This is a genomic window from Pseudomonas sp. N-137 (genome assembly GCF_034555295.1).
In the GTDB taxonomy this organism is placed as follows: Bacteria; Pseudomonadota; Gammaproteobacteria; order Pseudomonadales; family Pseudomonadaceae; genus Aquipseudomonas; species Aquipseudomonas rhizophila.
In genome coordinates, this window is record NZ_JAXUDQ010000008.1 from 123,845 (window position 1) to 138,698 (window position 14,854).

Genomic DNA, 14,854 nt, shown 5'->3' on the forward strand with positions numbered 1-14,854 from the left:
AGGTCGCCCGGTTCTGATGGTCAGTTACAGGTGAGATTCGGCGTATTCGGCCAGGATCGAGCGCGGTACGCCCTGCAGGGTGATGTGGACCCCGTTGGGGAAGTCTTTGAAGCGTTCGGTCAGGTAGGTCAGCCCGGAACTGGTCGCGGACAGGTAAGGGGTGTCGATCTGTGCCAGGTTGCCCAGGCACACCACTTTGGAACCGGCGCCAGCACGGGTGATGATGGTTTTCATCTGGTGCGGGGTGAGGTTCTGGCATTCGTCGATCAGGATCAGGCTCTGCTGGAAGCTGCGGCCGCGAATGTAGTTGAGGGATTTGAACTGCAACGGCACTTTGCTGAGGATGTAGTCGACGCTGCCATGAGTGCTTTCGTCATCCATGTGCAAGGCTTCAAGGTTATCGGTGATGGCGCCCAGCCAAGGCTCCATTTTTTCCGCTTCGGTGCCGGGCAAAAAGCCGATTTCCTGGTCCAGGCCCTGCACGCTACGGGTGGCGATGATGCGCCGGTAGCGCTTGCTGACCATGGTCTGTTCGATGGCGGCGGCCAGGGCCAGGATGGTCTTGCCCGAACCGGCGGCGCCGGACAGGTTGACCAGGTGGATATCCGGGTCGAGCAAGGCGAACAAGGCCAGGCTCTGGTAAATATCCCGCGGCTTGAGGCCCCAGGCCTCCTGATGCAGCAGGGGCTCCTGGTGCAGATCGAGAATCAGCAGCTTGTCGACCTGGATTTCCTTGATCCAGCCGACGAAACCCTGTTCGTCGATGATGAACTCATTGATGTGCACCGCCGGCAGATTGTCGATCAACTGCACCTGGTGCCAGGTGCGACCATGGTCCTGACGGGTCTCGACCTTGCTCACCCGGTCCCAGAAGGAGCCGGTCATGGTGTGATAGCCGTTGGGCAGCAGTGATACGTCGTCGACCAATTGGTCGGTGCTGTAGTCCTCCGCCGCGATCCCGCAGGCGCGGGCCTTGAGGCGCATGTTGATGTCTTTGGTCACCAGCACCACGGCCTGATCCTGGTTGCGCGCGTGCAGGTCGATCAACTGGTTGATGATGATGTTGTCGTTCAGGTGTTCGGGCAGCACCAGGTTGGGTTCGGTGCGCTTGCTCATCAGGATCGAGAGCAGGCCTTTGGGACCACTTTTGCCACGCTGGATCGGCACACCCAGTTCAACGTCCTCGGGCGACGCGTCTCCCAGGGTCTTGTCGATCAGGCGGATCGCCTGCCGGCATTCGGCGGCGACGCTGTGATGCCCGCTCTTGAGCTTGTCCAGCTCCTCGAGCACGGTCATCGGGATGGCAACATGGTGTTCTTCGAAGTTCAGGAGTGCGTTTGGATCGTGGATCAATACGTTGGTATCGAGTACATAGAGGATTGGCTGGTTGGAGGAAGGGCTACGTCCGTGGTCATCCATACTCGGTCACCTTTGTGGGGGCCATTCGACGCAATACCGTGACAGTGCTGCGCCTCGAAGTAGCCACCGAATTCACCCGCAAGGCTTGAGGTGAACTGCACACAACTGGGTCTTGGAAGACGCCACCTGTGTTGCAGGTTTCGGCGGTCTGACTTCTTGATACTCCAAAACACATGACAGGAAAAAGCACTTTGACGCTTTTTTGAAGTTTATTTTTCAGAGTGACGAATAACGCTTGGCGTTGCGCCGTTGCGCCGTTAAAGTCGGAAGTCCGGTCGTCATGAAAGTGCGCCGAATTCTCCTCCTCCCCCAGTGTTTCCGGGCCTTTGGCCAAATCAGCGAAACGCGACCCGACAATCTTCCCAGCCGATCCCGCTTTGCGCCGTTTGCGTAATGAGCCAGGGCAGCGCCGTTTTCAGCGCATCCTGCTTGACGTTGAAATTGATCACGCCGCGGCGCCACAACAGCATCAGGGTCAGTGTGCGCTGGGCGCTTTGCTCGGGGTTGAGCCGGCCGGCGCTGTCCTGAGGGTCGATATCCCAGAGCGCCACCTGCAGGCCCTGGTTGCGGAAAAATGCGCCGGCATCGCCACGGCGCTGGCCCTGGGGCGGGCGAAACAGCGGCACGTAGTTTTCCGGCAGCTTGCCCTTGACCAGATCGACGCTGCGCCGCACCGAGTCCTGCCAATCCTGCCAATGGCTGTGGGAGCGGAACTCCCACCCCTGGACACCGACGCATTGCCCCGAATACAAGGCCTGGAGGTGGTTGACCGAGCGCTCTGCAAGCCGCGCCTGGATGTCCTTGCCCAGCACGAAGAAGGTGCCGTTCATGTTCGACTTGCGCAGGTATTCAGTCAGCCACGGGGTATTGTCCGGCGTGATGTTGGCCGCGCTGTCGAAGGTCAGCAGGAACAGCCGGTCATTCAGATCATCACCGTTGCGCTCGTAATCGCCGAAACGCGCAATTTCGCTGCTGGTCTGCGGAAACAACGCGGCCTTGCGCAGCAACTCGTCCAGATATTGAGCGTGGAAGATCCGGCTCGGCTCAGCCCACTTGATGTAGTAGGAGTTTTCATCGAGCGTGAGCCTGCCCGCCTCTTCGCGCAACGTCGCCAGGTCTTCCACCAGAAAACAGAACGAAGCGTCCTGATCGCAGCTTTGCTGAGCGAAGTTGTAGTTGCTCAGCAGTCGCTGCCACAACCGCGCGCGCAGGGTGTCGATCGCCGCCATATTGATTGTGCGCAGCCCCAGGTGCTGCTTGAGGGCGATTTCGTCCATGGCATCGGTGTCCAGCAGGACCCGGGCGAACATCAGGATCTCAGCTCGCGAGGCCACGTCGAACAGCGTCGGGCTGGTGAGCTGTTCCGGCCAGGTGCTGCGGTCCAGGGTGGCGATGTCGCTGGGTGCGGCAATGGCCGCGAAACTCAGGAACCAGGCCGACAATAGAAGGACGATGCGCAAAAGGGATGTCTCCATAACGAAACCCGCGCCGCATCATAGCCGATCCTGAAGCAATACCCTTGTGGTCAGAGGACTCGGTGGAAGCAAGGCTTGCCCATCCATCACCTATCACCCCAATAGCTGGAGTCCACCCGGACAACCCCCTAGAATCGCCGCACCTTTGAAGGAGACGATTACATGCTGATGGTGATTTCCCCCGCCAAGACCCTCGATTACGAAACACCGCCGGCCACCGAGCGTTTTACCCAGCCGCAGTACCTGGATCATTCCCAGGAACTGATCGAACAGTTGCGCGAACTCTCGCCGGCACAGATCAGCGAGCTGATGCACGTCTCCGACAAGATCGGCGGTCTCAATGCCGCACGATTCGGCAGCTGGACGCCGGCGTTCACCCCGGCCAATGCCAAACAGGCTCTGCTGGCTTTCAAGGGTGATGTGTACACCGGCCTCGATGCACAAAGCTTTGCCGAAGCCGATTTCGACTATGCCCAGGAGCATCTGCGCATGCTCTCCGGTCTTTATGGCTTGCTGCGCCCACTGGACCTGATGCAACCCTATCGCCTGGAGATGGGCACGAAGCTGGCCAATGCCCGCGGCAAAGACTTGTATGCCTTCTGGGGCACACGCATCAGCGAATGGCTGAACGAAGCGCTGGCTGACCAGGGCGACGACATACTGTTGAACCTGGCCTCCAATGAATACTTCTCGGCGGTCAAACGCAGCGCGCTCAAAGCACGGGTCATTGATACCGAGTTCAAGGACCTGAAGAACGGCCAGTACAAAATCATCAGCTTCTACGCCAAGAAGGCCCGCGGCCTGATGAGCCGCTTCGTGATTCAGGAACGCATCAACGATCCAGCAGCACTCAAGCAGTTCGATGCCCAGGGCTACCGTTTCAATGCTCAACAATCGAGCGCGGACAAACTGGTGTTCCTGCGTGACCATGCCCCCGAATAAAGCACATCTTTATATGGCCCCTTGATCAGGGGCCTTGATCAAACCCGAACACGTCATCCAACTTCCCCGCCCACTTCGTCAGTTCCATGACGCCAATAAATCGCCCCCTTCCCTCGCTAACTTTTGTTTCACTCGACACCTGTCAGTTTTTTACGTAGTGGCACCAAATTTTTTATTCGGTAGTGGCACAAAAATATCTACCCCTCTTAACTCCCCGTTATCAAAGGTCAAAACGGCAAGTGCCATCATCATGAGGTCAGTGCCATCTTTCATAATATTTCGAAAAATTTCGAAAATCGCGATGAGCGGATCGGAACTATGTGAAATTGCACGGCTCATACCACCCGTAACGATTCTCGCCGTGCGTGTAAGAGATGACTTACATAGGCCGTCGATCCAAGTAACCAAGTTGTCATGGCAATTTAGCGAAACGGTCGCCTATTTGGATCCATCTTATAAAGGACAGGAGATAACGCACCATTACTATCCCCTACAAGGCCAAGGCTGCGCCCCTATAACGTGCTCGCCAGAGCACACAAGCTTCTGATTTTGTGGGCTTTTTGCCAGGGATCGGAGGTGAAGGACCTTTGCACGAACGTTCCCGAATACGAGGACTGGCTGCATAACAGGGCAGGTCATAACAACTAGGCCGCATTGCGCACAACTTGAGTGCACTTATTTAGACACTCGGAACTTAGTATGCCTGCACACGGCACTGTGGCGCCTGCATTCCACACTTCCGAGTGCACTATGACCGCTGAACACTATTAACTCCGGCCATTTAATGGCGTGAAAAACAGAGGTAAATGCGATGCGCATTAGCATATTTGGTTTGGGTTACGTCGGTGCAGTATGTGCCGGTTGCCTGTCTGCACGGGGCCATGATGTCGTTGGCGTAGATGTCGCCAAAGACAAAATCGACATGATCAACGCCGGTAAATCGCCGATCGTTGAACCCGGTCTGGGCGAGCTGTTGGCACAAGGTATTGAAACAGGCCGTCTGCGCGGAACCACCAACTTCGCCGAAGCGATTCGTGATACTGACCTGTCGATGATTTGCGTCGGTACACCGAGCAAGAAGAACGGCGATCTGGAACTCAACTACATCGAAGCGGTGTGCCGCGAGATCGGTTTTGTTCTGCGCGACAAGACCACCCGCCACACCGTCGTGGTTCGCAGCACCGTGCTGCCAGGCACCGTGGCGAATGTGGTCATCCCGATTCTGGAAGACTGCTCCGGCAAAAAAGCCGGTGTCGATTTCGGCGTCGCGGTCAACCCTGAATTCCTGCGTGAAAGTACCGCGATCAAGGACTACGACCTGCCACCGATGACCGTTATCGGCGAGTTCGACAAAGCCTCCGGCGACGTTCTGCAATCGCTGTACGAAGAGCTCGATGCGCCGATCATCCGCAAGGACATCGCTGTCGCCGAGATGATCAAGTACACCTGCAACGTCTGGCACGCCACCAAGGTGACCTTCGCCAACGAGATCGGCAACATCGCCAAGGCAGTCGGCGTCGATGGCCGTGAAGTGATGGACGTGGTCTGCCAAGACAAGACCCTGAACCTGTCCCAGTACTACATGCGCCCAGGCTTCGCCTTCGGCGGCTCGTGCCTGCCCAAGGACGTTCGCGCCCTGACCTACCGCGCCGGTTCCCTGGACGTGGAAGCGCCGCTGCTCAACTCGCTGATGCGCAGCAACGAATCCCAGGTGCAGAACGCCTTCGACATCGTTTCCAGCCACGACAAGCGCAAAGTCGCCCTGCTGGGCCTGAGCTTCAAGGCCGGCACCGACGACCTGCGTGAAAGTCCATTGGTGGAACTGGCGGAAATGCTGATCGGCAAGGGTTTCGACCTGAAGATCTACGACAGCAACGTCGAATACGCCCGCGTCCACGGTGCGAACAAGGATTACATCGAGTCGAAGATTCCTCACGTCTCGTCCTTGCTCAACGCCGACTTCGACTCGGTGATCGACAGCTCCGACATCATCATCCTGGGCAACCGCGACGAGAAGTTCCGCGCGCTGACCGAGAACGTACCGGAAGGCAAGCAGGTCATCGACCTGGTTGGCTTCATGTCCAAGGCCACCAACCCGAGTGGCCGGACCGAAGGCATCTGCTGGTAAGTCTGTTTGCCGGCCGGGCCCAGGCCCGGCCGGCCTTTCGCCTGCCTTAACCCATCGGGCCGCCCACAAGGCCCGCCCGAGATAGAGACGGATGCAGATTATGCACAGGCTAAAGCACGGCCTGCTTCAGGCCGCCGGTTGGCTGTTTTACTTGAGTTTATTGATGGGCATCGCCATGGCGTTGCCCACGTCCACGTTCGACTCCGAATCCAAGGATTTCATTTTCCTGATCGGCGCCGTGGGCATTTGGCGTTACTCCATGGGAGCGACGCATTTCGTGCGCGGCATGATCTTCCTGTACATCGTCTACCCGCATCTGCGCCGCAAGGTACGCAAGCTGGGCAAGGCGGCGGATCCGTCCCACGTGTACCTGATGGTCACCAGCTTCCGGATCGACGCACTGACGACCGCCCAGGTCTACAGTTCGGTAATCCGCGAAGCCATCGACTGCGGGCTGCCGACCACTGTGGTCTGCTCCATCGTGGAAATGTCCGACGAACTGCTGGTCAAGAGCCTCTGGGCCCGCATGAACCCGCCAGAGCACGTCAAGCTGGACTTCGTGCGCATTCCTGGCACCGGCAAGCGTGACGGCCTGGCCTTCGGTTTCCGCGCCATCTCCCGCCACTTGCCGGACGACCGTGCAGTGGTCGCCGTGATCGATGGCGATACCGTGCTCGGCGAAGGCGTGGTGCGCAAGACCGTGCCGTGGTTCCAGCTGTTCGGCAACGTCGGCGGCCTGACCACCAACGAGTTCTGCGAGGTGCGCGGCGGCTACATCATGAGCGAATGGCACAAACTGCGCTTCGCTCAGCGCCACATCAACATGTGCTCCATGGCCCTGTCCAAGCGTGTGCTGACCATGACCGGCCGCATGTCGGTGTTCCGCGCCACCGTGGTCACCAACCCGGATTTCATCGCCGACGTGGAAAGCGACTCGCTGCAACACTGGCGCCTGGGCCGCTTCAAGTTTCTCACCGGCGACGACAAATCGAGCTGGTTCAGCCTGATGCGCCTGGGCTACGACACGTTCTACGTACCCGATGCGGCGATCAACACCGTCGAGCACCCGCCGGAAAAAAGCTTCATCAAGGCCAGTCGCAAGCTGATGTTCCGCTGGTATGGCAACAACCTGCGGCAGAACTCCCGGGCACTGGGCCTGGGCATGAAGCGTCTGGGCCTGTTCACCTCGGTGGTGCTGTTCGACCAGCGCGTGTCGATGTGGACCTCGCTGCTGGGCCTGACCGTGGCGCTGATTGCCAGCTTCAAGTACGGCACCGCGTTCATCCTGGTGTACCTGCTGTGGATCGGCATCACCCGGTTGCTCTTGACCCTGTTGCTGTCGTGCTCCGGACATCGGATCGGTCCGGCCTACCCGGCGATTCTGTATTACAACCAGATCGTTGGCGCGCTGGTGAAAATCTACGTGTTCTTCCGCCTCGACCAACAGTCCTGGACTCGCCAGCCCACCCATCTGACCCGTGATCTCGCCAGCTTTCAACGTTGGTTCAACACTTGGTCGTCTCGGACCATGACCTTCTCCGCCGGCAGCGTTTTCGTTGCCGTGCTGCTGATGATGGTCTGACCGAACTCGCCTGAATTAACTAGGAAATCGCCCCTATGAACACCGCCGTGAATGTCAACGTAGTGCATGAATCCGAAGCCCAGCGCCAACACGCCCGAGTGAAAATCCCGGCCAAATTGCGCTTCTTCGGTCCCGACCGTACCCCCATGGAAGTCAAGGTCCTGGACCTGTCGGCCGGAGGCCTGTGCTTCAACGCCGGCCAGATGCCGCTCAAGGTCGGCGAAGCGTACAAAGGCCGCCTGCAATTCGTGATCGACAACCTTGGCCTGGCCATGGACGTGGAACTGCAGGTTCGCTCCTACGACCGCCAGACCGGTCGTACCGGTTGCCAGTTCCAGAATCTGGAGCCTCGGGACATCTCGACGCTGCGTCACATCATCACCTCGCACCTGGCCGGCGACATCGTCGGCGTCGGCGATGTGCTGGCGACCTTGCAACGCGACAACTTCACCAAGGCGCGCAAGCAGAAGGACGACAACGGTGGCATGACCGCCCTGGGCCGCCTGCGGGCCGTGACCTTCAGCCTGGCGATTTTTATCGTCGGCCTGGCGGCATTCGGCTTCATCTTCAAGTCGGTGTACGGCATGTACTTCGTCAGCCACGCCCAGGCGGGCCTGGTGAACGTACCGGGCATGGCTATCACCATGCCGCGCGACGGCACCGTGCAGAGTCTGGTCAAGGCCGACGGCGTTGCTGCCAAAGGCGCCCCGCTGGCCACGTTCAGCACCAGCATGCTCGATGTGCTCAAGGGCCATCTGGACGACAACCAGCTGCAACCGGCCAAGGTCGAGGAGCTGTTCGGCAAGCAAATGACCGGCACCCTGACCTCGCCGTGCGACTGCATCGTGTCCCAGCAACTGGTGTCCGACGGTCAGTACGCCAGCAAGGGTGACGTGATCTTCCAACTGGTCCCACGGGGCACCGAAGCCAACGTCGAAGCACGCTTCTCCTATCGCCAGTTCGGCGACGTGCGCCCAGGCACTCCGGTCAGCTTCCAGGTTGCCGGCGAAGACACCACCCGTACCGGCAAGATCGTCAGCAGCACCAGCCTGAAAAGTGCCGACCTGTCGTCCGATATCCGCGTACTGATCCAGCCTGACGAACCCCTGGACAGCTCGCTGGCCGGCCGGCCGGTAGAAGTTACCAGCGACCGTGGCCCGAACCTGAACTGGCTGATCGACAAAGCCATGGCTGTCGGTATTTAAGCGGAGGACATGCTCGTGACGACTCCACAAGACAACAAGACGCCGCATACCCTGTGGGCGCGAGCCTGCTCGCGATGGGATCAAAGCGGTGTGCCTGGTGTATCGAGCGGCCTGCATCGCGAGCAGGCTCGCTCCCACACAGGGTATGCGTTGTGTGCGCTGGCGCTGGCAATCGGCCTCAGCGGCTGCGCCGGCCTGCCCGACCAGCGCCTGGCCAACGAAGCCCTCAAGCGCGGTGACACGACGCTGGCACAGCAGAACTATCAGCAACTGGCAGACCTGGGCTACAGCGAAGCCCAGGTCGGCCTGGCCGACATCCAGGTGGACAGCCGCGACCCCGAGCAGATGAAAAAGGCCGAGGCGACTTACCGCGCCGCGGCCGATATCTCGCCACGGGCCCAGGCTCGCCTGGGCCGCCTGCTGGTGGCCAAGCCCGGCTCCAGCGAAGCGGAAAAGCACGAAGCCGAAGGCCTGTTGAAGAAAGCCTTCGCCAACGGTCAGGGCGGCACCCTGATCCCGCTGGCGATGCTGTACCTGCAATATCCCCAAAGCTTCCCGAACGTCAACGCTCAGCAGCAGATCAGCCAATGGCGCAGCGCCGGTTACCCGGAAGCGGGCCTGGCGCAGATTCTGCTCTATCGCACCCAGGGCACCTACGACCAGCATCTGGATGAAGTGGAAAAAGTCTGCAAGGCGGCATTGGCCACCACCGACATCTGCTACGTCGAACTGGCCACGGTCTATCAGAAACGCGGCCAGCCTGAACAGCAGGCCGAGTTGCTCAAGCAAATGCAGGCCGGTCACCAGAGTGGCACCGTCTCCGCCCAGCGTGTGGACAGCGTCGCCCGCGTCCTGGCCGATACGAGCCTGGGCAAGACCGACGAAAAAACCGCACAGTCGTTGCTCGAAGGTATCGCCCCTGGCTATCCCGCTGCCTGGGTCAGCCTGGCGCAGATTCTCTACGACTTCCCCGAGTTGGGTGACGTCGACAAGATGATGCAGTACCTGGAAAACGGCCGCGCCGCCGATCAGTCACGTGCCGATCTGTTGCTGGGCAAGCTGTACTACGAAGGCAAATGGGTGCCGGCTGACGCCAAGGTCGCCGAAGCGCATTTCCAGAAAGCCGTTGGCCGCGAAGTGGCCGCCGATTACTACCTGGGCCAGATCTATCGCCGTGGTTACCTGGGCCAGGTGTACTCGCAAAAGGCCCTGGACCATCTGCTCAAGGCCGCCCGCAACGGCCAGAACAGCGCCGATTTCGCCATTGCCCAGTTGTTCTCCCAAGGCAAGGGCACCAAGCCCGACCCGGTCAATGCCTATGTGTTCAGTCAATTGGCCAAGGCCCAGAACACCCCGCAAGCCATCGAGCTTGCCCAGACCCTCGAAGCCCAATTACCGCCGAACCAGCTTGCACAAGCCCAGCGCCTGCTACAACAAGAGCAGGCCATTCGCGGCTCCATGAGCCCCGATACGCTGGAACTGCAAGCCCTAAAAGAAGATGACGGCGAGGAACCTCTATGAAGCCTTTGAAGCTCAATCCTTTTGTGCAGGCCGGTATTGGCCTGTCGTTTGCCCTGCTGTGGTCCTGTCCGACCCTGGCGGCCCTGACTGAAGACCAGAACTTCGGTCTGGACGTGAAAATCACCGCCCAGTCCGAAGACGATCGCGACCTCGGCACCCAGCGCGGCGGCGACGTCAACGGTATCGGTCTGGACCTGCGTCCCTGGATCTACGGTGAGCGCGGTGCCTGGAGCGCCTACGCCATGGCCCAGGCCGTGACGTCTACCGACACCATCGAGACCGACACCCTGCAACAGTCCGATGACGCGACCGCGCAAACCGACAGCGGTGATCGCGAAGTCAAGAAGAACTACCTGGCCATGCGCGAATTCTGGATTGGCTATCGGGGCCTGACCCCTTACCCGGGCGAACAGCTGAAATTCGGTCGCCAACGCCTGCGCAACGAAGACGGCCAATGGCGCGACACCAACATCGAAGCCCTGAACTGGACCTTCGATACCACCTTGTTGCGGGCCAACCTGGGTGTCGCCGAGCGCTTCAGCGAATACCGCACCGACCTCAAGGAATTGTCGCCTGACGACAAGGACCGCCTGCACGTCTACGGTGACGTGGGCTACCAGTGGATGCCAGGCCAGTGGGCCGGAATCCGTGCCCACCATACCCACGACAATGGCAGCCTCGATTACCCGACCCCGGGCGAAGCCACCGATTCCCTGGACAAGACCCAGAACGGTGACCTGTCCTGGCTAGGCCTGGAAGCCAACAGTGACGCCTACAACTGGCGTAACACCAACACCGTCAATTACTGGGCCAGCCTGACCGGCATGACCGGCGATCGCGACACCGTCAACCCGCTCAACGCCGATGGCACGCGCCCCACGCAACTCAAGCGCAGTGACGACGTCGATGGCTGGGCCACCGACCTGGGCATCCGTCTGCGCCTGGATCCGCAGTGGCAAGTCGGTGCGGCCTATGCCCGCGCCAGCGAGGACTACGAACAGAACGGTCTGCAAAGCAACCGCTCGAACTACACCGGTACCCGCTCGCGGGTCCACCGTTTCGGTGAAGCCTTCCGTGGCGAAATGGCCAACACCCAGAGCGCCAGCCTGTTCGGTTCCTGGCAGTTGCGTGACGAATACGACGCAAGCCTGGTGTACCACAAGTTCTGGCGCGTGGACGGCAACAAGCCTGTGGGCAGTAACGGCATCAACGCGGTGGAAAACAACACCGACGATGTGACCGGCGCGATCCTGTCCACCTCGTCCCTGCCACTGCGCGACGGTAACAAGGACCTGGGCCAGGAAGTCGACCTTGTGGTCACCAAGTACTTCAAGCAAGGCCTGCTGCCGGCAGCGCTGAGCCAGTCCATCGACGAGCCGTCGGCGCTGGTGCGCTTTCGTGGCGGTGTGTTCAAGCCTGGCGACGCCTACGGCAAAGAGGTCGATTCATACATGCATCGCGCCTTTGTCGACGTGATCTGGCGCTTCTGATGCGAATGACCATGGGAGTGCCCGATATGAACCGCTACCTCAGGAACAGCCAGGCGATGAAAGGTTCGATCAGCCTGTTGGCCGCAGCGATGCTGCTGGCCGGCTCGTCGGCGTTCGCCAACGTTGAACCGGTGGTCAAACCGGGCAACGTGGTCAAGGAACTGCAGCAGGCCAAGACCTACACCGTCAGCAGCGCGCCGACCGCTCCGCTGGAACTGGCTGCGCCGACCCTGCCCGACCTCACAGGCTTCACCGCCGAAGCGGCCGCGGCCAAGATCGTGCGCAGCAAGCCCGGCAAGGTCAGCGTGCGCCGGATGATGCAGGAAAACGCCTTGAAGGACTTCATCGGCGGTGACAACAAGATGGCCGAGTGGGTGGTGCGCCAGCACGGCATCCCACAGGCCATCTTCATCGACGATGGCTACATGAACCTCAAGGACCTGGCCAAGAAAGTGCCCAAGCAGTACCTCAGGGAAACCTCGCCAGGTGTCTTCCTGGCCAGGATTCCGATTGTGGTGGGTGAAAAAGGCATTCTGGAAATCGACCAACAGACCCAGGAACTGCGCCTGTCCCAAGAGGGCGGCTCCTTCCTGGTCAACGATGGAAAGATGTTCATCCGCGACACCAAGGTCACCGGCTGGCGCGAAAAGGACAATGGCCCCGCCACGTTCCGCTCGGCCAACGAATTCCGTCCGTTCCTGCTGTCCTGGGGCGGCACCGAGACTTACATCGTCAATACCAAAATGGCCAGCTTCGGCTACGCCAACAGTAAGTCGTACGGGGTCAGTATTTCCCAGTACACGCCCAACATGGCCAAGGTCCTCAAGCGCCCGGAACCGACCGGCTGGATCATCGATTCCGAGTTCTCGGACATGTGGTACGGCTTCTATTGCTACGAAACCAACGACTTTGTGGTCAAGGGCAACACCTACAAGGACAACATCGTCTACGGCATTGACCCCCACGACCGTTCCCATCGGCTGATCATCGCCGACAACACCGTCTACGGGACCAAGAAGAAGCACGGGATCATTATTTCCCGTGAGGTCAACGACAGCTTCATTTTCAACAACCGCAGCTACGACAACAAACTCTCGGGCCTGGTGATCGACCGTAACAGCGTGAACAACGTGATCGCCTACAACGAGATCTACAAGAACCACACCGACGGCATCACGCTTTACGAGAGTGGTGACAACCTGTTGTGGGGCAACAAAGTGATCAGCAACCGGCGCCACGGCATCCGGATTCGTAACAGCGTGAACATCCGCCTTTACGAAAACGTGTCCATGGCCAACGGCCTGACCGGTCTTTACGGCCACATCAAGGACCTGTCCGACACCGACCGGGACATCAAGCTCGACCCGTTCGACGCCCAGGTCTCGCTGATCGTGGTCGGTGGTGAACTGGCTGCCAACGGCAGCGGCCCATTGTCCATCGACTCACCGTTGAGCGTTGAGCTCTACCGCGTGTCCATGCTCGCGCCGACCAAATCCAGCGGCATCAGCTTCTCGGGGATCCTGGGCGAGCGCCAGGATGAAATTCTCGACCTGCTGGTGCGCCAGCAGAAAGCCGTGCTGATCGACCCTGTCGAACGCCAGACTGAATTGCGGGACTGAGGATGACCTTTATGAACCCACAGATGATCAAACTTCTGGGCCTGTCCGCCCTGACTGCCGGCATTCTCGCCGCCACAAGCGGCGCGCGCGCCGCTGAAACCACAGCGCCTGTGTTCACTGCCGAACCGTGCTGCAACCTGTGCCCGGCTGCTTATGACGCGAAGAACTACACCACGCGCTATCAGCAGAACTTCACCACGCTGGTACAGGCCCAGGGCGATTGGCTGTTCCGTACCCAGGAAGACCTGCGTACCGAATTCAATACCACCCCGGCCGGCTACAAGCGCATGCAGCAGTTGCACGACGCGTTCAAGAAAAAAGGCGTTGAGCTGGTGCTTGTGTATCAACCGACCCGGGGCCTGGTGAACCGCAACAAACTCAACCCTCAGGAAAAGGCCAGTTACGACTTCGACAAGGCCCTGACCAACTACAAGAGCATGCTCGGGCGTTTCGCGCAGATGGGTTATGTGGTGCCGGACCTGTCGCCGTTGACCAACGAAAACCTGCCCGACACCCTGCCGGCCCACGATTTCTACTTCCGTGGCGACCAGCACTGGACCCCGTACGGCGCCCAGCGCACGGCGAAGATCGTGGCCGAGAAGGTCAAGCAGATCCCGGCCTTTGCCGACATTCCCAAGCGTGAGTTCGAGACCAAGAAGTCCGGCCGCATGGGCAAGACCGGCACCCTGCACAATATGGCCGGCCAGCTGTGCGGCACCAGCTACGCGGTCCAGTACATGGACCAGTTCACCACCGAGCCTAAAGGCGAGGCCGGCGACGGCGACCTGTTCGGCGACTCCAGTGATCCGCAAATCACCCTCGTGGGCACCAGTCACAGCGGCAAGAACTACAACTTCGCCGGCTTCCTTCAAGAAGCCATCGGCGCTGACATCCTCAACGTCGCCTTTCCCGGCGGCGGTCTGGAAGGCGCGATGATCCAGTACCTGGGCAGCGAAGAATTCCAGAAAAGCCCGCCGAAAATCCTCATCTGGGAATTCTCGCCGCTGTATCGCCTCGACCAGGAAACCATCTACCGCCAGATGATGGCGTTGCTGGACAACAACGGTTGCGAAGGCAAGCCCGCGCTGATGAGCAGCAAGACTGCCCTCAAGCCCGGCAAGAACGAATTGATGGTCAACAGCAAGAACATGGACCTGCGTAACGGCAGCCACCAGATCGATATCCGCTTCGCCGATACGTCGGTGAAAACCTTACAAGCCACCCTCTGGTACATGAATGGGCGCCACGAGGATATCAAGATCGAAAAACCGGACACTTCCGAAACCGACGGACGTTTCGCCTTCCAATTGCGCACCGACGAGGACTGGGCTTCCCAGAACCTGCTGGCTGTAGAAGTCCAGGGACCTGAAGCCGGTGCCGAGCCACAGCAAATCGAAGCGAAAGTCTGCAAACGCAACGCATCTCCGCAAGCCGGGCAACAAACGGCTCAAATCGGACAATGAGGTCTCGTCT

Annotated in this window: 11 protein-coding genes; 8 read left to right on the forward strand and 3 right to left on the reverse strand. The window is 59.8% G+C overall.

From position 1 onward, the window contains the following. Nucleotides 1–24: 24 nt before the first annotated feature. Both T3A99_RS08375 and T3A99_RS08380 read right to left on the reverse strand, forming a co-directional pair. Nucleotides 25–1,419, reverse strand: coding sequence for a PhoH family protein (locus T3A99_RS08375; protein ID WP_047228849.1), 1,395 nt, complete (start codon nt 1,417–1,419; stop codon nt 25–27). Between the two features lie 335 nt (nt 1,420–1,754). Further along, nucleotides 1,755–2,879 (reverse strand): polysaccharide deacetylase family protein, encoded by a 1,125-nt coding sequence (locus T3A99_RS08380; protein WP_047228848.1) that lies wholly within the window; start codon nt 2,877–2,879, stop codon nt 1,755–1,757. Nucleotides 2,880–3,056: 177 nt separating this feature from the next. Between T3A99_RS08380 and yaaA the strand changes: the two genes are divergently transcribed. Beyond that, nucleotides 3,057–3,836, forward strand: a complete 780-nt coding sequence (gene yaaA, locus T3A99_RS08385) for a peroxide stress protein YaaA (RefSeq protein WP_047228847.1) — start codon at nt 3,057–3,059, stop codon at nt 3,834–3,836. Between the two features lie 150 nt (nt 3,837–3,986). On the opposite strand, the gene T3A99_RS08390 is transcribed toward yaaA, so the two are convergent. Next, entirely contained in the window at nt 3,987–4,175 is a 189-nt protein-coding gene (locus T3A99_RS08390; RefSeq protein WP_139049198.1) for a hypothetical protein, read from the reverse strand. A 472-nt stretch (nt 4,176–4,647) separates the two neighbouring features. On the opposite strand from T3A99_RS08390, the gene T3A99_RS08395 reads away from it, so the two are divergent. From T3A99_RS08395 to T3A99_RS08425, 7 genes are all read left to right on the forward strand, one after another. Continuing rightward, a complete protein-coding gene (locus T3A99_RS08395) occupies nt 4,648–5,964 on the forward strand; it encodes a nucleotide sugar dehydrogenase (protein WP_139049197.1) in 1,317 nt (438 codons plus the stop codon). 100 nt (nt 5,965–6,064) lie between these two features. After that, nucleotides 6,065–7,546, forward strand: coding sequence for a mannuronan synthase (alg8, locus tag T3A99_RS08400; protein WP_370695168.1), 1,482 nt, complete (start codon nt 6,065–6,067; stop codon nt 7,544–7,546). 35 nt (nt 7,547–7,581) lie between these two features. Further along, a complete protein-coding gene (locus T3A99_RS08405) occupies nt 7,582–8,751 on the forward strand; it encodes an alginate biosynthesis protein Alg44 (protein ID WP_047228844.1) in 1,170 nt (389 codons plus the stop codon). A 9-nt stretch (nt 8,752–8,760) separates the two neighbouring features. After that, nucleotides 8,761–10,272, forward strand: a complete 1,512-nt coding sequence (gene algK / locus T3A99_RS08410) for an alginate biosynthesis TPR repeat lipoprotein AlgK (protein ID WP_322834214.1) — start codon at nt 8,761–8,763, stop codon at nt 10,270–10,272. A 5-nt stretch (nt 10,273–10,277) separates the two neighbouring features. Beyond that, nucleotides 10,278–11,762: an alginate export family protein gene (locus T3A99_RS08415; protein WP_047228909.1), complete on the forward strand. Its 1,485-nt coding sequence runs from the start codon at nt 10,278–10,280 to the stop codon at nt 11,760–11,762. A gap of 26 nt (nt 11,763–11,788) precedes the next feature. Then, a complete protein-coding gene (algG, locus tag T3A99_RS08420; RefSeq protein ID WP_322834215.1) occupies nt 11,789–13,381 on the forward strand; it encodes a mannuronan 5-epimerase AlgG in 1,593 nt (530 codons plus the stop codon). An 11-nt stretch (nt 13,382–13,392) separates the two neighbouring features. Beyond that, nucleotides 13,393–14,844, forward strand: coding sequence for an alginate O-acetyltransferase (locus tag T3A99_RS08425; RefSeq protein ID WP_139049195.1), 1,452 nt, complete (start codon nt 13,393–13,395; stop codon nt 14,842–14,844). Nucleotides 14,845–14,854 lie beyond the last annotated feature (10 nt).

Coding starts and splice junctions, on each gene's coding strand:
- T3A99_RS08375 (WP_047228849.1), bottom strand. CDS start 1,419: ATGGATGACCACGGACGTAGCCCTTCCTCCAACCAGCCAATCCTCTAT.
- yaaA (WP_047228847.1), top strand. CDS start 3,057: ATGCTGATGGTGATTTCCCCCGCCAAGACCCTCGATTACGAAACACCG.
- T3A99_RS08390 (WP_139049198.1), bottom strand. CDS start 4,175: ATGAGCCGTGCAATTTCACATAGTTCCGATCCGCTCATCGCGATTTTC.
- T3A99_RS08395 (WP_139049197.1), top strand. CDS start 4,648: ATGCGCATTAGCATATTTGGTTTGGGTTACGTCGGTGCAGTATGTGCC.
- alg8 (WP_370695168.1), top strand. CDS start 6,065: ATGCACAGGCTAAAGCACGGCCTGCTTCAGGCCGCCGGTTGGCTGTTT.
- T3A99_RS08405 (WP_047228844.1), top strand. CDS start 7,582: ATGAACACCGCCGTGAATGTCAACGTAGTGCATGAATCCGAAGCCCAG.
- algK (WP_322834214.1), top strand. CDS start 8,761: ATGCTCGTGACGACTCCACAAGACAACAAGACGCCGCATACCCTGTGG.
- algG (WP_322834215.1), top strand. CDS start 11,789: ATGAACCGCTACCTCAGGAACAGCCAGGCGATGAAAGGTTCGATCAGC.
- T3A99_RS08425 (WP_139049195.1), top strand. CDS start 13,393: ATGAACCCACAGATGATCAAACTTCTGGGCCTGTCCGCCCTGACTGCC.